Source organism: Planomonospora algeriensis (assembly GCF_977012225.1).
The window spans coordinates 1-19,433 of sequence record NZ_CDRNDK010000072.1; the positions used below are offsets into that span (position 1 = coordinate 1).

General features: G+C 72.4%; 14 protein-coding genes and 1 pseudogene. 9 read left to right on the forward strand and 6 right to left on the reverse strand.

The annotated features are described in order from the left end of the window. The 3 genes from ACWJ6R_RS10810 to ACWJ6R_RS10820 form a co-directional block, all read right to left on the reverse strand. Positions 1-345: MFS transporter (locus tag ACWJ6R_RS10810; RefSeq protein ID WP_449062088.1), on the reverse strand; the 345-nt coding region annotated here is incomplete at its 3' end. Beyond that, a complete protein-coding gene (locus tag ACWJ6R_RS10815) occupies positions 342-3,494 on the reverse strand; it encodes an MMPL family transporter (RefSeq protein ID WP_449062089.1) in 3,153 nt (1,050 codons plus the stop codon). The genes ACWJ6R_RS10815 and ACWJ6R_RS10810, both read right to left, overlap by 4 nt. Then, the gene (locus tag ACWJ6R_RS10820) at positions 3,494-5,440 is read right to left on the reverse strand and encodes a fatty acyl-AMP ligase (RefSeq protein ID WP_449062090.1); all 1,947 of its coding nucleotides are present in this window, start codon (positions 5,438-5,440) and stop codon (positions 3,494-3,496) included. Before ACWJ6R_RS10820 ends, ACWJ6R_RS10815 begins: the two co-directional genes overlap by 1 nt. Positions 5,441-5,607: 167 nt before the next feature. On the opposite strand from ACWJ6R_RS10820, the gene ACWJ6R_RS10825 reads away from it, so the two are divergent. Beyond that, the gene (locus ACWJ6R_RS10825) at positions 5,608-6,240 is read left to right on the forward strand and encodes a helix-turn-helix domain-containing protein (RefSeq protein WP_449062091.1); all 633 of its coding nucleotides are present in this window, start codon (positions 5,608-5,610) and stop codon (positions 6,238-6,240) included. A 158-nt stretch (positions 6,241-6,398) separates the two neighbouring features. Here ACWJ6R_RS10825 and erm read toward each other — a convergent pair whose 3' ends face one another. Further along, on the reverse strand, positions 6,399-7,277 hold the full coding sequence (gene erm / locus ACWJ6R_RS10830; protein ID WP_449062092.1) for an ErmE/ErmH/ErmO/ErmR family 23S rRNA (adenine(2058)-N(6))-methyltransferase: 879 nt from the start codon (positions 7,275-7,277) through the stop codon (positions 6,399-6,401). Between the two features lie 406 nt (positions 7,278-7,683). Here erm and ACWJ6R_RS10835 point away from each other — a divergent pair, with 406 nt between their 5' ends. Both ACWJ6R_RS10835 and ACWJ6R_RS10840 read left to right on the forward strand, forming a co-directional pair. After that, on the forward strand, positions 7,684-8,949 hold the full coding sequence (locus ACWJ6R_RS10835; RefSeq protein ID WP_449062093.1) for an ATP-binding protein: 1,266 nt from the start codon (positions 7,684-7,686) through the stop codon (positions 8,947-8,949). A gap of 81 nt (positions 8,950-9,030) precedes the next feature. Then, on the forward strand, positions 9,031-9,726 hold the full coding sequence (locus tag ACWJ6R_RS10840) for a hypothetical protein (RefSeq protein ID WP_449062094.1): 696 nt from the start codon (positions 9,031-9,033) through the stop codon (positions 9,724-9,726). Positions 9,727-9,746: 20 nt separating this feature from the next. On the opposite strand, the gene ACWJ6R_RS10845 is transcribed toward ACWJ6R_RS10840, so the two are convergent. Both ACWJ6R_RS10845 and ACWJ6R_RS10850 read right to left on the reverse strand, forming a co-directional pair. Further along, positions 9,747-11,453 carry an ATP-binding protein gene (locus ACWJ6R_RS10845; RefSeq protein WP_449062095.1) on the reverse strand — a complete coding sequence of 569 codons (1,707 nt, stop codon included), beginning with the start codon at positions 11,451-11,453 and terminating at the stop codon, positions 9,747-9,749. A 109-nt stretch (positions 11,454-11,562) separates the two neighbouring features. Next, on the reverse strand, positions 11,563-13,230 hold the full coding sequence (locus ACWJ6R_RS10850; protein WP_449062096.1) for a diguanylate cyclase: 1,668 nt from the start codon (positions 13,228-13,230) through the stop codon (positions 11,563-11,565). Positions 13,231-13,421: 191 nt separating this feature from the next. On the opposite strand from ACWJ6R_RS10850, the pseudogene ACWJ6R_RS10855 reads away from it, so the two are divergent. The 6 genes and pseudogenes from ACWJ6R_RS10855 to ACWJ6R_RS10880 form a co-directional block, all read left to right on the forward strand. Next, positions 13,422-14,590: pseudogene (locus ACWJ6R_RS10855) on the forward strand (homogentisate 1,2-dioxygenase domain-containing protein). Beyond that, positions 14,578-15,423: a hypothetical protein gene (locus ACWJ6R_RS10860; RefSeq protein ID WP_449062097.1), complete on the forward strand. Its 846-nt coding sequence runs from the start codon at positions 14,578-14,580 to the stop codon at positions 15,421-15,423. The pseudogene ACWJ6R_RS10855 and the gene ACWJ6R_RS10860 overlap by 13 nt, the downstream one beginning before the upstream one ends. After that, a complete protein-coding gene (gene fahA / locus ACWJ6R_RS10865; protein WP_449062098.1) occupies positions 15,420-16,574 on the forward strand; it encodes a fumarylacetoacetase in 1,155 nt (384 codons plus the stop codon). Before ACWJ6R_RS10860 ends, fahA begins: the two co-directional genes overlap by 4 nt. 87 nt (positions 16,575-16,661) lie before the next feature. Beyond that, positions 16,662-17,891, forward strand: coding sequence for an Ig-like domain-containing protein (locus tag ACWJ6R_RS10870; RefSeq protein ID WP_449062099.1), 1,230 nt, complete (start codon positions 16,662-16,664; stop codon positions 17,889-17,891). 171 nt (positions 17,892-18,062) lie between these two features. Further along, positions 18,063-18,500 (forward strand): NfeD family protein, encoded by a 438-nt coding sequence (locus ACWJ6R_RS10875; protein WP_449062100.1) that lies wholly within the window; start codon positions 18,063-18,065, stop codon positions 18,498-18,500. A gap of 3 nt (positions 18,501-18,503) precedes the next feature. Beyond that, a partial coding sequence (locus ACWJ6R_RS10880) for an SPFH domain-containing protein (RefSeq protein ID WP_449062101.1) occupies positions 18,504-19,433 on the forward strand: 930 nt, incomplete at its 3' end.

Here is a 19,433-nt window from a genome sequence, read left to right on the forward strand (position 1 = left end):
CGCGCCGGCCGAGCCGGCCAGCCCGGCGGCGAGGGAGGCGGCGGTGAAGACCGCGAGCCCGGCGACGAGGACCCGGCGGCGCCCGTAGACGTCGGCCAGGCGTCCACCTGCGAGCATCAGGCCGGAGAAGGTGAGGACGTACCCGGTGACGACCCACTCCAGCACCGCCAGGGACGCGCCCAGCTCGGCCTGGAGGGTGGGCAGGGCCACCGTGACGACCGTGTTGTCCAAGGTCGTCACGAAACCGGCCAGGCCGACGACCAGGAGCAGCGACCCGCGACGACCGGTCCCGACCGGTCCTGCGGACTCACCGGGATCGGCGGGCCGTGCGGCGAGGTCGCTCATTCCTCCACCTCCACCCAGGTCCAGCCCGACCCACCGGCCGTGGGCCGCACCACCCTCGTCGCCCTCCGCCCGATGGGCACCCAGCCGCCGTCCCTCTCCCGCCCTCCGTACCAGCCCTCCAGAGGCGTGGCGTGCTCAGGCACGGACGGCCGAGGCACGGACCGCTCGGGCACGGACCGCTCGGGCACGGACGGCCGAGGCACGGGCTCCGTTGCCTCCGTCTCCTCGACCGGCTCCGGACGCCCGTTGACGGGCACGACCGGTCTGCTGTCCTGTCGCCGTGCCGGTGGCTCCAGCCGATCGATGAGGTGAGGGCTGATCGCCGGGAGGTTTCGGGGCGGTTCCGGGCGGGGGCCGTCCGGGACCGGCGGGTGCGGGGGAGCGGGCGGGGAGTGCCCCATGGCGTCCTCGACGGTCAGCAGGGGTTGCGGCGGCGAGGGGACCGCGCCCTCCTCCGCCCAGTGCCAGCCGGGACCGTCCAGGTTGGGCTTGACCACCTTCCTGCGCCGCTGCGCCCGATCCACCGGTACGGCCTGCTCCGCGCGCGCGGGGGTGGGCGGCCTCGCCGCCGCCCCGTTGACGGGGAGAGGAGGCAGCGGGTAGGGGTTCGACCCGTGCCGCCGGGGCGGCGGCGCGGACGCGGGCGCACGGACCTCCCGGGCGAACGCGGGTGCGGTGATCTGCGGGGCTTCGGGCGGGGGAGCCTGCGGGACCCCGGACGGGAGAGGCGTGACCCGCCGGACCTCCGAAACCTGTACGGGCCGCGGGGCTTCGGGCGGGGAGGACTCCGCCGGCCGGGCGGGGAGGGCCCGGGGGACGTCGCGCGCCCCGTGGAGCTCCGTACCCGGTGCGGCGACCGGGCCTCCGGTGCGCTCCACCGTCACGTAGGTGGGCGGGAGGCCGTACGAGCCTCGCGGGTCGTGGTGCTCCCGCAGGTCGATCCGCCGGTGGAGGTCGCGCAGGGACGCCGGGAGCCACCAGTTGGCCTCCCCCATCAGCCGCATCGTCGCGGGCACCAGCAGTCCCCGCACCAGCGTCGCGTCCACCACGATGGCCACGAACATGCCGACGCCCAGCATCTTCACGATCGTGATCCCGGCGGTGGAGAAGGCCGCGATGACCACCAGCAGCAGCAGCGCGGCGCTGCTGATCAGCCCTCCCGTCCGCTCCAGGCCGATCGCCACGGCCGCGGTGTTGTCCCCGGTCCGCAGCCACTCCGCCCGCACCCGGCTGAGCAGGAAGAGCTCGTAGTCCATCGACAGCCCGAACACCACCGCCAGGATCAGCACGGTGATCGTCGCCTCGACGCTCCCCGTCGGGGTGAAACCGAGGACTCCGGCCAGGTTCCCGTCCTGGAAGGCCCAGACGATCACCCCGAAGGACGCGCCCAGGGACAGGACGTTCATCAGGATCGCCTTGAGCGGCAGCAGGACCGAGCCGAACGCGGCGAACAGCAGCAGGCCGGTCATCAGGCAGACGACGAGCGCGGTCCACGGCAGCGTGGCCGTCAGGCTGCGCTCCAGGTCGAGCTGGGCGGCCGTGGGCCCGCCGACGACCACGTCCTGGACGTTCGGTTCGGGGGGCAGCGCCCGGATCCGCTCGACCAGCGCGCGGGCCGCGTCCGACGCCGGGTCCCCGTCGTGGCGGACCGCGAGCCGTACCGCGCCACCGGCCTGCGAGACCCCGGTGACGTCGACCCCGGTGACGTGGTCGAGCTCCTTCAGCCGTTCGGCGAAGACCTTCACGTCCAGCGGACCGACCTCGGTGACCGGGATCGGCCCGGAGTTCTCCACGCCGACCGGGCCGAGCCGCCCGCCCACCTCCGAGGGCAGCGCGCCGGGCGCGGCGGCGGTCATCGGGCCGACCAGGTCGCGTTCGACGAGCACGACGACCTCGATGGGCGCCATCGCGTTCCTGGCGAACTCCCGGTCGATCCGCTCGGCGACCTGCCGGCTCTCGAAGTGCTCCGGCAGCACCCGGTGGTCCACCCCACCGAACCGCACGTGCAGGAACGGCGCGGCCAGCGCGAGCAGCACCGCGCCGACCCCGACGAGGTAGGCGACGGGCCGCCGCATCACGCTGGACGCGATCCGGTGCCAGCTGCCCCGGCGCCGCCGGCCGAAGTCCGGCATCACGTTCAGCGCGTCGACCCTCGGCCCGAGCACGGCCAGCAGCGCGGGCAGCACGACCAGCGCCGCCGCCATCGCGACCAGCACCACCGCCGCCGCGCCCAGCCCGATCGAGCGCAGGAACATCTGCGGGAACAGCAGCAGCCCGCAGAGCGCGGTCGCCACGGTCAGCCCGGAGAAGGCGACGGTCCGCCCGGCCGTCGCGATGGTCCGCACGACGGCCGCCTCCACGGGCGATCCCCGGCGGATCTCCTCGCGGAAGGCGCTGAGCACGAAGAGCGAGTAGTCGATGGCCAGGCCGAGGCCCAGCATCGTGACGACGTTCAGCGAGAAGACCGAGACGTCGGTGATCTCGGTGAGCAACCGGAGCAGCGCGAGCGCGCCGATCACCGCGAGCAGGCCGACGACGAGCGGGAGCCCGGCGGCGACCAGGCTGCCGAAGACCACGACGAGCAGGACGAGCAGGACCGGCATCGAGATCGCCTCGGCCTGCCGCAGGTCCTCGGCGGTCTGCGCGTTGAGGTCCGCCAGCAGCGGGATCCGGCCGCCGATCCGGACGTCGTACCCGGCGGGGGCCTGCCGGAGCCGTTCCTCGACCGCCTCGTACGCGCGCTGCCGGGCCTGCTCCTCCCCCTTCAGGGTGACCAGGGCGTAGGTGGAGTGCCCGTCGGCGGAGACGAGTTCCTTCGCCTCGGTCTTCCAGTAGGTGGAGACTTCGGCGACGTGCCCGGCGGGCAGCGCCTCCAGCGCCTTCTCCACGTCCTCGCGGAAGCGTTCGTCGCGGGCCTCGACCTCCGGGTTCGTGTAGAGCACGACCACGTCGGGGGAGCTGCCGCCGAACCACTCCCGGCTCCAGCGCGCGGCCGAGGTCGACTCGGCGCCCGGATCCTCGAACCCACCGTCCGTCATCCGGCCGAACAGTCCCAGCCCGAACAGCCCCGCCAGGACCGCGAAGACCGTCCCCGACGCGAGGATCGCCCAGCGCCGGCGGTGGACGAACCGCCCCAGCGACTCGAACATCAGGAACCGGCGTCCCCAGGGCCGCTCCCGGTCCCGGGTACGGAGCCCGGACCGGTTCCGTACCCGGAACCCACACCGACGCCGGAGCCAGAAGCAGGACCGACGCCGGAGCCGGAGCCGGGACCGGGACCGGAAGCGGGCGGGGCGCCGGTGAAGGCACCGTCCAGGTAGGCCCGGGCGCACGCGCGGCGGGCGATCTTCCCGCTCGACGTACGCGGTACGGCGCCCGCCTCCACCAGCACGAACTCGTCCAGCCGCAGGTCGTGGCCCCTCGTGACGGCACCCCTGACGTTCGCCTCCACCTCGGCCGGGTCCCTCCCGGCGGCCCTGCGCGACCGCTCGGCCACCACGATCAGCCGCTCCGTCTCCTCCCCGGGCACCGCGAACGCCGCCACATGGTCCCGGCGGACGGCCGGGTCGGCCTCCTGGACGGTGGCCTCCACATCCTGTGGATAGTGGTTGCGCCCGTCGACGATGATCAGGTCCTTGATCCGGCCGGTGACGTAGAGCCCGCCTCCGTGGACCACGCCCAGGTCACCGGTGCGCAGCCAGGTCCCCTCCTCGCCCCGGAGCGCGTTCCCGAAGACCTCGGCGCTGTGCCCGGCGTCCCGCCAGTAGGCCCGCGCCACGTTCGGCCCCTGCACCCAGATCTCGCCGACCTCGCCGTCGGGCAGGGCCGTACCGTCCGGTGAGGCGATCGCGACGCGCTGCCCCGTGGGCACCCCGCAGGAGACCAGCTCGACGGCTCCGCCCCGCCCGCCCGCCGTCTCCCCTCCGACCTCCGCGGCGGCCTCCCCGGCCCGCCCGTCGTACGGCACGGCGGACGGCCCCTCGACCGGCCCTTCGACCGGCCCTTCGACCGGCCCTTCGACCGGCACGGCCCGGCCGGCGGCCAGCGCGTCCCGGTCGAACGCCGTCGTCCTCGGCGGCAGGTCGCGGTCCATCGCGGTGACGAACACCGTCGCCTCCGCCAGCCCGTAGCCGGGGGTGTGCGCCTCGGGGCGGAGCCCGCACCCGGCGAACGCCTCGGAGAAGTGGCCGATCGTGCCGGCCCGCAGCGGCTCCGCGCCGTTGAGCATGACCGCCACCCCCGACAGGTCGAGCGTCGCCTTCTCCTCCTCGGTGACGCGGCTCGCGGTGTACTCGTAGGCGAAGTTCGGGCCGCCGGTGAACACGTCCTCGTGGTCGGCGAGCATCCGCAGCCACCGGACCGGGTGCATGATGAACGCGACCGGGTCCATGAAGACCGACCGGTTGCCGCCGACGATCGGCGCGGCGATGGTCGCGATCAGCCCCATGTCGTGGAAGAGCGGGAGCCACAGCGCCGCCGTGGACACCCGCGGCACGGCGCGGAAGGCGGTCCAGAGCTGCTCGGCGTTGGCGGTGACGTTGCCGTGGCTGATCTCCACCCCGGCGGGGGCGCGGGTGGAGCCGGAGGTGTACTGCAGGTAGGCCAGGTCGCCGAGGCCGATCGGCTCGGGCTCCCACTCGTCGGCGAGCAGGTCGGAGACCGCGTCCACGGCGACGACCTGCTTGGGGCGGGGCGCCGAGCCGGTGTCGATGAACGCCCGGACGGCGTCCAGCGCGGGCGTCGCGGTGAGCACGCAGACCGGGTCGGCGTCGGCGTAGGCCCGGACCAGCCGGTCGGCGTGGCCCGGCAGGCCGGGGGCGAACAGCGGCACCGCGACCACCCGGGCGTACATCGCGCCCAGCATCGCGACGACGTACTCCAGCCCCTGCGGCGCCAGGATCGCCGCCCGCTCCCCGGGCCGGGCGATCTCGCGCAGCCGTACGGCCAGCGCCCTGGCCTTGAGGTCCACCCGGGACCAGGTGAGCGTGCGCCGGGTCCCGTCACGGCCGGCGGAGTAGTCGAGGAAGGTGTACGCCGGGGCGTCCGGGATCTCTCCCGCCCACCGCGCGACCCGGGCGATCAGCGGCTCGCTCATGCTCGAAGGTCCCCTCGCCGGAGTGCAGGGATCTAGCAAGCTACGGCAGGCCGCGCGCGCGGTTCTTGCCAAACGCCCGCACATTCCCGGATTCCGGTTGTCACACCCATGACAACCGATCACCCCGCCGTCGAGGCGCCCGCCGGACCACCCCGATAATCGAGGATATGGCGGCCGAATCCTCGCAGACCCTGGAGCGCGGCCTGCGCCTGCTCCGCCTGCTCTCCGGCGAGCTCCGGGGGCGGACCCCGACCGAGATCGCGGCCGAGCTGGAGCTGAGCCGCCCCGCGGTCTACCGCCTGCTGACGGCCCTGCAGCGCGAGGGCTTCGTCCGCCGCGACGGCGACGGCCGCGTCCATCTGGGGTTCGGCGTCCTGGTCCTGGCGCGCGCCGTGCAGCCGCTGCTGCGCGAGGGCGCCCTGCCCACCCTGCGCAGGCTCGCCGAGGAGGTCGGCGCCACCGCCCACCTCACCGTGGCCGAGGGCGACGAGGGCCTGGCCGTCGCGGTGGTCGAGCCGTCCTGGACCGACATGCACGTCGCCTACCGCGAGGGCTCCCGCCACCCCCTGGAGCGGGGCGCGGCGGGCCGGGCCGTCCTGGCCCTCCGCGCGGGCCGCGGCGGCTACGTCTCCACCGAGGGCCAGCTCCAGGAGGGCGCCCGCGGCATCGCCGCCCCCGTCCCCGGCCTCCCCTGGCTGGAGGCGTCCGTGGGCGTGATCGCCTTCACCCCGCTCGACCCCGGGACCGTCGGCCCCCGCGTCGCCACCGCCGCCGCAGACCTCGCCCGCGCCCTCGGCTGACCCCGGCGGGACGATCGACATCGATGATCCTTTTCCGGGAAGCGCACCACCGCCGAGCGGTCCGACGGTGCGCTTCCCGGAAAAGGATCTCTGCCACCCCGGCTTCGTGCACCGGGACGGCGGCCGGAGACCGGTAGGCACGGCCCCCGGCCGTACGGTCACCGGTGGAGGCGGTCGTAGAGGACCCGCCAGCGGTCGGGGTGGACGTGGGCGACGACCGCGTCCGGGTCGACGCCCGCGGCGGCGAAGGCCGCCTCGACCCGGTCCGCCGGGTGGCGGAGCCGCAGGGTCGCGTGCAGGGAGCCGCCCAGGCCGGTGAAGCCGTACTCGACGAAGTCCCGGTAGCCGGGCAGGTCGGGCGGGACCTGCCCAGGCGCGACCTGCCCAGGCGCGACCTGTCCGGGCGCGGCCGTGCGGCGTTCGATCCGCAGGATCGCGGAGTCGACCGCGGGGACGGGCCGGAACGCCTCGCGGCCGATGCCGTCCAGCAGTTCCCAGCGGTACCAGGGCCACGTCCGCACGGTCAGCATGCTCCAGCGGCCGAAGCCGCCGGTGCGCTTGCGCGCGTACTCCAGCTGCGTGACCAGGGTGGCCGAGGTGAGATACGGCGCCCGCAGGCACCAGTCCACGATCTTCGAGGTGATCGAGTACGGGATGTTCCCGGCGACCGCGAACGGCTCGCGCGGCGCGCGGGCGGCCAGGAAGTCGCCCCGGACGACGCGGATGCGCTCGTCGCCCGAGGTGCGGGCGGCCAGTTTCCCGGCGAGCAGCGGGTCGATCTCGTAACCGACGACCTGACCGCAGGTCTCGGCGAGCGCCCGGGTCAGCACGCCCTCCCCCGCGCCCGGTTCGAGGACCAGGTCGTGCGGGCCGGCGGCCTCGACGACTCGGGCGACCGCGTCCGGGTCGGCCAGGAGGTTCTGCGACAGGACGCGCCGGTCCCGGTCGCGGGCCGTCCGGCCACCGGTACGGCCGCCGCCGTTGCGGACGGCGCGCTGGGTGTGCGAGTGGTTTCCGTGTGCGAAGGACTGCGCCACAGTGTTGCCCTTTCGGGTCCGAGATGAACAGGTCTCGGAGGCCCCAGGGCACGCGCAGGAGGAAGCGGGTCCCCTCCCCCTACCGGCCCGGAGCCGGGCTGCGGCGGATGCGGACGAAGAACAGCGGCCCACGGCACGGAAGCGACATGCGGCCCAGGCTAGGCACCGGTCTCGCCCGCGCACAAACGGTTTTCCGCCCCTCGCCCCCCGCGTCCGGAGCCGTCCTCCTCCGGCACGGCCCTACGGCGGAACGGCCGTGCTCCCTTCGGCGGACCGCCCACGCATACCCCGGCAGAACGACCACACAGCATCCGGCAGAACGACCACTGGCTCACCGGCAGAACGACCACACAGCATCCGGCAGAACGACCACGTGTCTCGTCTCATCTGCGTTACCGTCGTCAGCATGAGCGACGCGAAAGTCTTCAGGAGACATGCGGATTCCATGGTGATGGAAGCTATGGAGGATACGCGTGTGATCGTTGTGAACGGTGCTCGCCAGGTGGGGAAGAGCACCCTCGCCAGGTTGGTCACCGAACGCTTTCCCGGTTCCAGGGAGCTCTACTTGGATGATCCCGCCATACTGACGGCGGCGCGGGAAGATCCCATGGGGATCGTGCGCCACGATGGGCTGCTCCTCATCGATGAAGTACAGCATGCACCCGAATTGCTTCTTCCGATCAAACGGGAGGTGGATCGGGACCCGCGGCCAGGGCACTACATACTGACCGGCTCGGCGCGCCTCCTCGACCTTCGCGACCTTCCGGACGCGCTCCCCGGACGCACGGAAACGATCGAGTTATGGCCGCTGTCACAGGGAGAGATCGACTCCGCGCCGGACGGTTTCGTCGACGAGGCGTTCCGACAAGGCGCCGATCTGGTCGTCACGCCCAGCCGGCTGCTGAAGAAGGACTATGTGACACGAGCTCTACGCGGCGGGTATCCGGAAGCCGTACACCGCGATGCGGGCCGTAGACGCGCGCGGTTCTTCGAGTCCTACGTAACCGATCTGGTGACCCGCGATGTCCGACAGATCTCCGACATCGAACGACCGGCCGAGATGCGCAGATTACTGAGCGTGGTCGCCGCACGCATGGGCACCCTGGGCGTGGTGCAGGCCATCGCGAACGACGTCGGGATGTCCCGGGTAACCCTGTCAAGGTACCTGGACCTCCTGGAACTCGTGTTCGTGACGAAGCGGATCCCTGCATGGTCGTCCAACCTGACGACGAGAGCCATATCCACGCCAAAACTGATCATGGTCGACTCCGGACTGGCAGGCAGACTGGCAGGCCTCTCCCCAGAACGGGCATTGGATCCCACCGCGCCCATAGGGCAACTGCTGGAGAACTTCGTCATCGGAGAGATCGCCCGCCAGCTCACCTGGTGCGACGAGCCCGTGCAGCTCTTCCACTATCGCGATCGTGACAAGGTCGAAGTCGACATCGTGCTGGAGCACGCTTCCGGAGAAGTCATCGGAATCGAGGTCAAAGCCGGGGAAACGATACGCCGGGATGATTTTCGAGGACTCCGTCACCTGGAGGACCGCCTCGGCAACCGATTCAAAGCCGGTTTCATCCTCTATACCGGAAGCGAACCACTTTCTTTCGGCGACCGCAGGAAGGCGTTCCCGATCTCGGCCCTGTGGGAGGTCGGCCCGCCGCAACACTGACCTCCGATAAGCACCCACACAGCACACTGAGGGCGAATGCCCGGATACGCGAGAGATGTCCGCCGGCAGTAGAAAGGGAGCATGACGCCGGAGCGGGCACGCACGCCGTGGTGGGTTCTGGGGCTCGCCGTGCGGATCGTGCTGCTCGCGCTCCTGCTCTGGGGCGTGCTGGTCGCCGCGCTGCGCGCGTCACCGGCGGAGCGCACCCTGGAGGACTTCCGCGCCGCCGCCGGAGCCGGCCGGGTCACCCACGTCGACTACCGGGAGCAGGACGGCGACGTCTACCAGCTGACGTGGGCGGAGGGGTCGCCGGTCTGGCGCCGGGTCCAGGGCCTGCCGGCGGGCGACGGCCCGGAGATCTACTCGGTCGCGCGGCTCCACCGCGATCTCGGCGCGGACCGGCCCGGGCTCGCCGAACCGGAACGCGACTCGGACGCCGGCGGTTTCCTCCCCGACTGGCCGTTCGACACTTCCCTGAGCGGCATCGGCTGGTGGGTCGGCGCGGCGTGGGCGGCCGCCTTCCTCATCATGATCGGCTCGACGCCCCGGCTGGGCAACCGGTGGGCGTGGTTCTGGCTGTTCACTGTCGGGCAGCTCGGCGCGCTCCTGTTCCTCCTGCTGGAGCCCCGGCCGATCTGGTTCGGTCCGGAGCGGGAACCGGCGCCGCGGAGGAGGTGGGACGGCGGGACGGGCTGCCTGCTCTCGATCAGCCTGGCCCTCGCCGCCGTGGCCGCCGCGGTGGCCCTCGGCCGCCTGGCGGACCTCCTTCTCCGCTGACCGGCCTGGACGGCTCCAGGTCACCGGGGAAACTTCGCCCCCGGTCCGTAGCGGACGCCCTTCCCGCCCCGGGCTTCTCCGATCTTGTCGAGGAGTTCCCGCTCTCGAAGGGAGTTGAGGATGTCCCTCGCAGCGAACATGTGGACGTCGAACAACCGCTGAATCGTCCGGTTGGTGACGAAGCCGTACTCCTGGATGTGATCAATGATCTTCTGATCGGTCTCGTCGAGGCCCCGGCGCCGGTACTCGACCGCCCGTCCCATCGCGGCCAGGGTCTCGGAGCGGAGCCGGTAAGCCGGGAAAGCCCTGGACGCCGTCCGGCGGGTCGGCTCCACCAGATGATGCTCGTCCGCCATCATCCGCAGGACGTCCTGCGCCTCGGCCGCGGAGCGCTGGACCGCGTCGGCGAGCCGGTTCGCATCGATGCTCGTGCTGCGCCGGAGGCAGGACAGTGCCAGCAGCACGTTGACGTCCCGCGCGGCCTTCGGGGGAAGGCCGCCGACGAATCTGGCGAAGGAGTCATTGCCGATGCCTCCGGCGAGGATGACGCGCACGAGGGTGCCGCTGTCCTCGAACTGAGGCGGCTCCTTGCCGAGCCGGAGCATCTCCCGGTAGGCCCGGTCCACCCCCTGCCCCGTCCGCTCGGCGAGTTGCAGGCCCGCGACCGTCTCGGTGAGCAGGCGGTTCCGGGGCGTCGAGGGGTGGGTGAGGATGTTCCGCGCGGTCACGCCGCTCACCAGACCACCCGGACTGATGATCGCCAGCCGTTCGGGCGAATGCTCGATGTCCACCGTCCCGCCGGTCTCGTACGACCTGTGAATGAAGGCGTTCACGATCAGCTCCCGGACGGCCTGCTCGGGATAGTCGGCGAGCTGGATCTGAACCCCCCCGGCGAGGTTCAGCGGATGCACCTCGCGGCGGGCCTCGACGGCGTCCACCAGGGACTGGATCGCCTCCAACACCGGCCGTCCGGCACGCATCCGGCCGGTCGCCTCCGCCCCCAGGGTCGGCCGGAACTGGTAGGAGTATCCGTAGCTCGGCACGACCCGCTGGAGCACATGTTCCTCGGCGAGCAGGAGCACCGCCGCGTTGGTGACTCCTCCGTCGGGGGCGACCAGTCGCAGGGCCTCCAGCAGTGCACGATCACCGAGGTCAACGAGATGGTCCCGGCCGCTCGACGTCAGCAGGCGGCGGAGCCTGGCGAGCTCGACCGGGCTGAGATCGGTGATACCGACGCCGGAGACGTCCGCCGACCAGTCCACCTGGCCTCGGGCGATCATCACCTCGCGCTGCTGGTCGGGTGGGAACGGCAGGCACTCCTTCCCCAGGCGGCGTGTGGCGAGACCCGCGGCGTTGCTGTGCGGGAGCACCCCGGGCGGAACGCTGAGCAGGAGCAGCCGGGCACCATCGACGGTCTTCTCCCTGACGAAGGGAGTGATGTGCGGCCTCGTACGGTCGAACACGCCTTTGCGGATCTGATCGGCGGTGTAACCGGCCGGGACCCCGCGCAGCGCGTCCGCCCGCCTACGGGCCTTGTCGTCGACCCCCAGCACCACCGTGCCACCCGAGGCATTGGCGAAGCAGACCAGGGCGTCGGCCAGCAGATTGAGCGTCGCCTTCGGCGACTCCGCCACAAGCTTGAAGTCGAGCGTATCCGTCTCCAGAGCGTCCGCGGTGACGCCCTGGCCGAGCGCCTGCAGGGCCGTTTCCACCTCATCCGGGATCACTCAACTGAGGGTAACTGAGAAGTGGCATCTGAACAACACTTCTCAGTTGGTCTCGATATCCGGTCCCGTGCCCGGACGAAGAACGAGAACCGGGCCCTTCTGACCACGTTCAGGCCGCCTCGCCGGTGGCGAGGTCCGCCGGACCGGGCCGGTGGTCGTCCGGAGGGGCCGCCGGGCCTCCCGCGGGAGCGGGGAGCGACCGTTCGACCCGGTCGCGGCCGTGCCGCTTGGCCTCGTACAGCGCCGCGTCGGCGGCCCTGAGCAGGTCCTCCGTGCTCCCTCCCGGGGCGAGCCCGGCCACGCCTGCACTGAAGGTGACCGTGAGCGACCGGCCGTCCACGTCGATCACGGTGCGGCCCACCCGTTCATGCAGCCGCTCGACCAGCCGCCAGGCGGGCTCCTCCGCCACGCCCGGCAGCAGCAGGACGAACTCCTCGCCCCCGTAGCGGGCGACCACGTCGCCCTGCCGTACGGCGCCGGCGAGCAGGCGGGCGAGGTGGACGAGCACGGTGTCCCCGCCGCCGTGCCCGTAGGTGTCGTTGACCCGCTTGAAGTGGTCCACGTCGATGATCGCCAGGCTGAGCGGTGTGCCCTCCTCGGCGGCCCGCGCCGCCTCGCGCTCCAGCGCCTCCGCCAGGTGGCGGCGGTTGTGCAGCCCGGTCAGCGAGTCCCGCGCGGCCTGCTCGGCGAGGTCCGCGCGGAGCGCCTCGATCGTGCGCAACTGCTCGCGCAGTCGTACGGCGGTCTCCTCCGCCTCGCGCCGCCGCCGGTTGAGCTCGGTGATGTCGTGGCCGACCAGCGCCCAGCCGATGCACTCGCCGCGGCGGTCCCGCAGCACGCTGATCCGCACCCGCATGTCGACGCCCCGGCCCAGGACGTCCACCAGGATCTGCTCGGTGCCGGAGTCCTCGGTGAGCACGAAGTCCGGTCCCAGGACGTCGGTCAGCGGCAGTCCGGCCGGCTCCTCCGGCAGATCCGGTACGGCCTTGCGGAGCAGGTCGCGGCAGGCCGCGTTGAGGGTGAGGAACCGGCCCGACCGGTCGATCACGGCCACCGCGTCGATGAGCGAGTCGAAGATCTGCCCGTGCCCCACCTGGATCTGCTCCGGCAGCGACCGGACCAGCGCGCCGTAGGCGATGAGCACCGTGACGCCGAGCCCGATCGCGGTCAGGTCCACGGTGCGGACGGGCAGCGACATGCCGACGGCGTTGACCAGGATCGGCGGCGCGAACGCGGCCAGCGTCCAGCCGTACAGCTGCCGCCGACCCCGGGGAGCCCGCAGCCGCGCCCGGATCACCAGGAGCAGGCTGACCGAGAGCAGGGCGTAGACGTAGGCCGCGCCGCCCCAGGCGGCCGGTCCCGGGACGGCGACGAGCGTGCCCCCGAGGCCGGCCGGGTCGAGACCGGTGAAGAACAGGCGGTGCCGGGGATTGGTCGCCAGCAGGAGCAACTCCGCCACGGGATGGACCGCCAAGGCCAGCACGGCACGGCGGGAGACCCGCCAGGCGCGGTTCGCCACGATCTTGGACAGGCAGAACACGGAGGCAACCACGACGGCCGAGACCAGTGGCGACGCGGCCGCGACCGGCCACACGACGGCCGGATCGCGTGCCAGGAGGTGGACCAGGTTCAGCACGGACAGCACGGCGACGCCCGCCGCCATGAAGGCGTTCACGCCGGAGAGCGGGCTCCGTCTCCGCCCCCACCGGTGGACGGCGGCCAGGACGGCGGAGATCACGGCCGAGAGCGCGAACGCGCAGGCGAGGGCCGTCACCATGGCACCGTCTCCCATCTCCCGGCATACGTCACGGCTCCCCATCGGCGTGCGGAACGCCGAGCTGAGCCGTGCCGGGCCGGAGACCGGGGAGGCTCCGGCGGTGACGTTTGACAGCACCCTGCGTGGTGGCGGATGGTTGTTCGTATAGAGGACGCTTATGTCCGATAAACGGACGAACTTGGGAGAAGCGCATGCCGTACTACCGCGTCGTAGGGGAGGTACCCCGTAAACGGCACGTTCAGTTCCGGCGGCCCGACGGCGGGCTGTACGCCGAGGAGCTGATGGGCGAGGAGGGGTTCTCCAGTGACTCCTCGCTCCTCTACCACCGCCACCTCCCCACCGCGATCGTCAAGGCGGAGGCGGTGGAGCCCGACGAGGCCGCGGTGCTGACGCCCAACCTGCCGCTCTCCCCCCGCCACTTCCGCACCCAGGACCTGCCCGCCGGAGGCGACCTCGTCACCGGCCGCGGCCTGATCGCAGGCAACGCCGACGTCCGCATGTCGTACGCCGCGGCCGAGGCGCCCAGCGGCCTCTACCGCAACTCCATGGGCGACGAGTGCGTCTACGTCGCGAGCGGCCGGGTCGTCTTCGAGTCGACCTACGGCGCCATCGAGGCCGGCGAGGGCGACTACGTGGTGGTCCCGACCGGCACGATCCACCGCTGGGTGCCCCGCGGCCGGGTGACGGCCTTCGTCATCGAGGCGTCCGGGCACATCCGCCCGCCCAAGCGCTACCTGTCGAAGTACGGCCAGTTCCTGGAGCACGCCCCCTACTGCGAGCGCGACCTGCGCACCCCGGCCGAGCCGCTGACCGCCGAGGGCGAGGACGTCCCGGTGCTGGTCCGCACGCGCGGCGGGCTGACCCGGCTGGTCTACCGCAACCACCCCTTCGACGTGGTCGGCTGGGACGGCTGCCTGTACCCCTACGCGTTCAACATCAACGACTTCGAGCCGATCGTGAAGGCCATCCACGCCCCGCCGCCGGTCCACCAGACCTTCGAGGGCCCGAACTTCGTGATCTGCTCCTTCTGCCCGCGCCCGCTTGATTTCGATCCGATCGCTGTCCCCATTCCGTATAACCACCACAACGTCGACTCCGACGAGCTGATGTTCTACGCGGGCGGCGACTACACCGCGCGCAAGGGCTCCGGCATCGACGTCGGCTCGGTCTCGCTGCACCCCGCCGGGTTCACCCACGGCCCGCAGCCGGGTGCCGTCGAGGCCGTCCTGGAGGCGGTGCGGCAAGGGCACACCCGCACCAACGAGCTGGCCGTGATGGTCGACACCTTCCGCCCGCTCGACCTGGGCCCGGCCGGCTCTCGGTCGAGGACCCCGCCTACGCCTGGACGTGGTCGCGGTGAACCTCTTCCACGACCTCGTCGACGACGCCGGGCTGTTCCCGCCCACCGCGCTGCCGATGGACCAGGCGCTGGCGCGGCACCGGGCCGACCTGGAACGGCGCAGCCCGGTGCTCACCCACCGCTTCCTCTGCCCGGCCAGCCGCCTGCCGGTGCTCCGCGTCCACCTGGAGGAGACGCCCCTGCCGCTCCGGCTCGGGCTGATCCTCGACACCGAGGAGCCTCCGCCGCTCGACGGCCTGGAGGTCGAGCTGGTCGAGATGCCGGGCGCGCGCTTCACGACGCCCGCCGGGCGGGTCGAGCTGCCGGGCGGGCGGCCCCCGCTGGAGACGGTGGGCTCGGCGGCCCGCCGGTTCGTCGAGGTCACGCCCGCCCAGCTGCCCGTGCACCTGCCCGAGGGGGTCGGGCTGAAGGTCCGCTGCGGCGGCCCGGAGCCCGAGGACTTCCCCAGCGCCCACGACCTGGGCGCCTTCATCGCCCACTGCGTCCGCAGCGGCACCCCCTTCAAGGCCACGGCCGGGCTGCACCACGCGGTCCGGCACTTCGACCCGGCGCTCGGCGCCGACCGGCACGGCTTCGTCAACCTGGTCCTGGCGGTCTGCGCGGCGGTCGAGGGCCGCGACCCGGTGCCGGTGCTGAAGCTGACCGACGTGGGCGAGCTGGTACGGCAGGCGCGGGCCGTGCCGGACGACGCCGCCCGGCGGGCCCGGGAGCTGCTGGTGTCGTACGGCTCGTGCAACACGGCCACCCCGATCGAGGACCTGCTGGCCCTCGACCTGATCGAACCCGAGTCCGGGACCGGGACCGGGATCCGACCCGCGAAGGAGAACGCGTGACGGCCGCAACCCCCTGGGGCCTCGACCACCTGCCCTACGGGGTCTTCTCCCGGGCCGACCGGCCCGGCGAGACCCCCCGCGTCGGCGTCCGGTACGGCGACCACGTGCTGGACCTGGCCGAGGCGCTGCACGACGAGGTGTTCGCCACCGGCTCGCTCAACGCCTTCCTGGCCAGGGGCGCGGCGGCCTGGCGCGACACCCGGGCGCTGATCCGCAGCAAGCTGGCCACCGACCCGGTCGCCGCCGGGCTCCACCTGGTCCCGCTCGACCGGGTGGAGCTGCACCTGCCGATCGAGGTGGCCGACTACGTCGACTTCTACTGCTCGCTGGAGCACGCCTCCAACCTCGGCCGGATGTTCCGGCCCGACGAGGAGCCGCTGAAGCCCAACTGGCGGCACCTGCCGGTCGGCTACCACGGCCGGGCCGGGACCGTCGTCGCCTCCGGCACCCCGGTCGTCCGCCCGTCCGGGCAGCGCGGCGCCGGGGTCTTCGGCCCCTCGGCGAAGCTGGACATCGAGGCGGAGCTCGGCTTCGTCGTCGGCGCGCCCACCGCGCTGGGCGAGCGGCCGGGCCGGTTCGCCGACCACGTCTTCGGGGTGACGCTCGTCAACGACTGGAGCGCCCGCGACATCCAGGCGTGGGAGTACGTCCCGCTCGGGCCCTTTCTCGGTAAATCCTTCGCCACCTCGATCTCTCCGTGGATCACGCCGCTGGAGGCCCTGGCCGGGGCCCGCGTGCCGGGGCGCGAGCAGGATCCCGAGCCGCTGGACTACCTGCGGCGCGCCGAGGACTGGGGGCTCGACCTGACCCTGGAGGTGCGGCTGAACGGGGAGGTCGTCTCCCGCCCGCCGTACCGGGGGATGTACTGGACGCCCGACCAGATGCTCGCCCACATGGCCGTCAACGGCGCGTCTCTGCGGGTCGGCGACCTGTTCGCCAGCGGTACGGTCTCCGGCCCCGAGGCGGGTCAGCGGGGGTCGCTGATCGAGCTCACCTGGAACGGGAGCGAGCCGGTCAAGCTCTCCGACGGGTCGGTCCGGGCCTTCCTGGAGGACGGCGACACGGTCTCCATCACCGCCACCGCGCCGGGCCCGGAGGGGGGTCTGATCACCCTCGGAGAGGTGTCCGGAACCATCCTGCCCGCCCGATAAGCGGCGCTTATCACTCAGCGTGCTCGAACGGTCACCTGCCGCTACTCTTGGCAGCCGACCGTCCACGCACTCCAAAGGCAGGAACCGATGCGGCGCGCCGCGGCCCCTCTCCCCCTCCTCATCCTCGCGCTCCTGGCGCTCCCCGCCCTCCTGGCGGCGGGATGCTCTTGGTTCACCGGTGACGACGAGCCCGGGGAGAAGGCCGCGGCGCCCTCCATCACGATCGACCCGGCGCCCGGCGGCCGGCAGGTGCCGACCGGCCGGGGCCTGACCGTCCACACCACGACGGGCACGCTGACCGCGGTGGCCGCCTACGCGGGCGGCGCCCCGGTCCCGGGCCGCTTCGACCCCGGCCGGACCGTCTGGCGCTCCGACCACGCCCTGGTCCCCGGCCAGGACTACGCCGTGAGCGCCACCGCGGCGGGTCCCGGCGGCGCCCGGGCGAGCGCCACCGGCACCTTCCGCACGTTCACCCCCGCCAAGACCTTCAAGGTCGCGGCGGTCACGCCGTCGCCCGGTGAGACGGTCGGCGTCGGCATGCCGATCATCGTCGACTTCGACACCCCGGTGAAGGACCGGCTCTCCGTCGAGCGCGCCCTGGAGGTGCGCACCGGCACATCGGTCGAGGGCGCCTGGCACTGGGCGGGCGACACCCGGGTGATCTACCGTCCCCGGGAGTACTGGCCGGCCGGGCTGAAGGTCGACTTCGTCGCCCACCTGTCCGGGGTCCGCGCCGCCAAGGACGTCTACGGCACCTCCGACCACGGCGTGCGGTTCAGCGTCGGCCGCCGGCAGACCAGCGCCATCGACACCCGGACTCACCGGATGACGGTCCAGCGCGACGGGAAGGTCGTCCAGCGGATGGCCATCAGCGCGGGCATGGCCACGACCAGGGAGTACACCACGACGAGCGGCGTCCACCTGACCATGGACAAGGCCAACCCGGTCCGCATGATCTCACCGAACCGGAGCAAGGGCGACCCGGGCTACTACGACGTCATGATCGGCCACGCCGTGCGCATCTCCAACAGCGGCGAGTACGTCCACGCCAAGGACAACGTCTGGGCCCAGGGCCGGGTCAACGTCAGCCACGGGTGCGTCAACGCCCGCCCCGACCAGGCCGCCTGGTTCTACGCCAACTCCCTGCGCGGCGACCCCGTCGTCATCCGCGGCACCGACCGCGAACTGGAGTGGGACAACGGCTGGGGCTACTGGCAGCTCTCCTGGGCCGAATGGCTGGCGGGCAGCGCCCTCCACGACGACCTCGTGCGCGACTCCGGCGAGGAGCAGGGCGACACCCTCCGCCGCAGCCTCTGACCGTTCCCCGCACGGCCCCGGCGCGGCACGGCCTTCCCGCACAGTCCCGGCACGGCAGCGCATCCGTACGGCCGGCCGTACGGATCCTGACAGCGCGGTCGGCGGCGACATACGGTGGAAGCGAGAACCCGCCGGACACCGGAGCCGTTGGCAGGGCAGGAGGGCCGGAACATGGATGATTGGCTCATCTGGTTGATCCTCGCCGTGGTGCTGGGCGTCGCCGAGATCTTCACCCTGACCACCGCGCTCGGCCTGCTCGGCGGGGCGGCCCTGTTCGCCTCCGCCACGGCCCTCCTCGGGCTCCCGGTCCCGCTGCAGCTGATCGCCTTCGCCGGCTCCCTCGTGGCCGGGGTGGTCCTGATCCGTCCCGTCGCCAGACGGCACCTGAGGCCGCCCCCACCGGACCAGCGGTTCGGCGTCCAGGCCCTCGTCGGGAAGACCGCCTACGTGACCCGCGAGGTGACCGGCCGGGACGGCCGGGTCCAGATCGGCGGCGAGGAGTGGTCGGCCAGGGCCTACGACGAGACGCTGGTGATCCCGGCCGGCGCCTCCGTCGACGTCATAGAGATCGAGGGCGCGACCGCGCTCGTCTACCCCAGGGAGTGGTGACACATGGACCCGCTGCTGATCGTCGGCGTGCTCATCGTCCTGTTCGCGGTGTTCACCGTCACGAAGTCGGTGCGGATCGTGCCCCAGGCGCGGGCCAGGAACGTCGAACGGCTCGGCCGTTACCACACCACCCTCAAACCCGGTCTCAACTTCGTGATCCCGTACATCGACCGGGTCTATCCGATGATCGACCTGCGCGAGCAGGTCGTCTCCTTCCAGCCCCAGCCGGTGATCACCGAGGACAACCTCGTCGTCGAGATCGACACCGTGCTGTACTTCCAGGTCACCGACCCGCGCGCGGCGGCCTACGAGATCGCCAACTACATCCAGGCGATCGAGCAGCTCACGGTGACCACGCTGCGCAACGTCATCGGCTCGATGGACCTGGAGATGACGCTCACCTCCCGCGACACGATCAACAGCCAGCTGCGGGGCGTGCTGGACGAGGCGACCGGCAAGTGGGGCATCCGGGTCAACCGGGTCGAGATCAAGGCCATCGACCCGCCGAAGAGCATCAAGGACGCGATGGAGAAGCAGATGCGCGCCGAGCGGGACAAGCGCGCCGCCATCCTCACCGCCGAGGGCCAGCGCCAGTCCCAGATCCTCACCGCGGAGGGCGACAAGCAGAGCGCCGTCCTGCGCGCCGAGGGCGAGCGCAGCGCCGCCATCCTCAAGGCGCAGGGCCAGTCCCAGGCCATCGACGAGGTCTTCCAGGCCGTGCACCGCAACGACCCCGACCCCAAGCTGCTGGCCTACCAGTACCTCCAGGTGCTGCCGGAGCTGGCCAAGGGCGAGGGCAACACCTTCTGGGTCATCCCCGGTGAGGTCACCTCCGCGCTGCAGAACGTCTCCCGGGCGTTCACCGAGGCGCTGCCCGCCTCCCCCGCCACCCGCGAGGCGCCGCGGCGCGACGGCGGGACCGGGCGGCGGGAC

Excerpts from the sequence above, each read along its gene's own strand:
- ACWJ6R_RS10850 (WP_449062096.1), bottom strand. The coding sequence starts at position 13,230 with ATGGTGACGGCCCTCGCCTGCGCGTTCGCGCTCTCGGCCGTGATCTCC.
- ACWJ6R_RS10835 (WP_449062093.1), top strand. The coding sequence starts at position 7,684 with ATGAGCGACGCGAAAGTCTTCAGGAGACATGCGGATTCCATGGTGATG.
- ACWJ6R_RS10820 (WP_449062090.1), bottom strand. The coding sequence starts at position 5,440 with ATGAGCGAGCCGCTGATCGCCCGGGTCGCGCGGTGGGCGGGAGAGATC.
- ACWJ6R_RS10840 (WP_449062094.1), top strand. The coding sequence starts at position 9,031 with ATGACGCCGGAGCGGGCACGCACGCCGTGGTGGGTTCTGGGGCTCGCC.
- ACWJ6R_RS10815 (WP_449062089.1), bottom strand. The coding sequence starts at position 3,494 with ATGTTCGAGTCGCTGGGGCGGTTCGTCCACCGCCGGCGCTGGGCGATC.
- ACWJ6R_RS10825 (WP_449062091.1), top strand. The coding sequence starts at position 5,608 with ATGGCGGCCGAATCCTCGCAGACCCTGGAGCGCGGCCTGCGCCTGCTC.
- ACWJ6R_RS10870 (WP_449062099.1), top strand. The coding sequence starts at position 16,662 with ATGCGGCGCGCCGCGGCCCCTCTCCCCCTCCTCATCCTCGCGCTCCTG.
- ACWJ6R_RS10875 (WP_449062100.1), top strand. The coding sequence starts at position 18,063 with ATGGATGATTGGCTCATCTGGTTGATCCTCGCCGTGGTGCTGGGCGTC.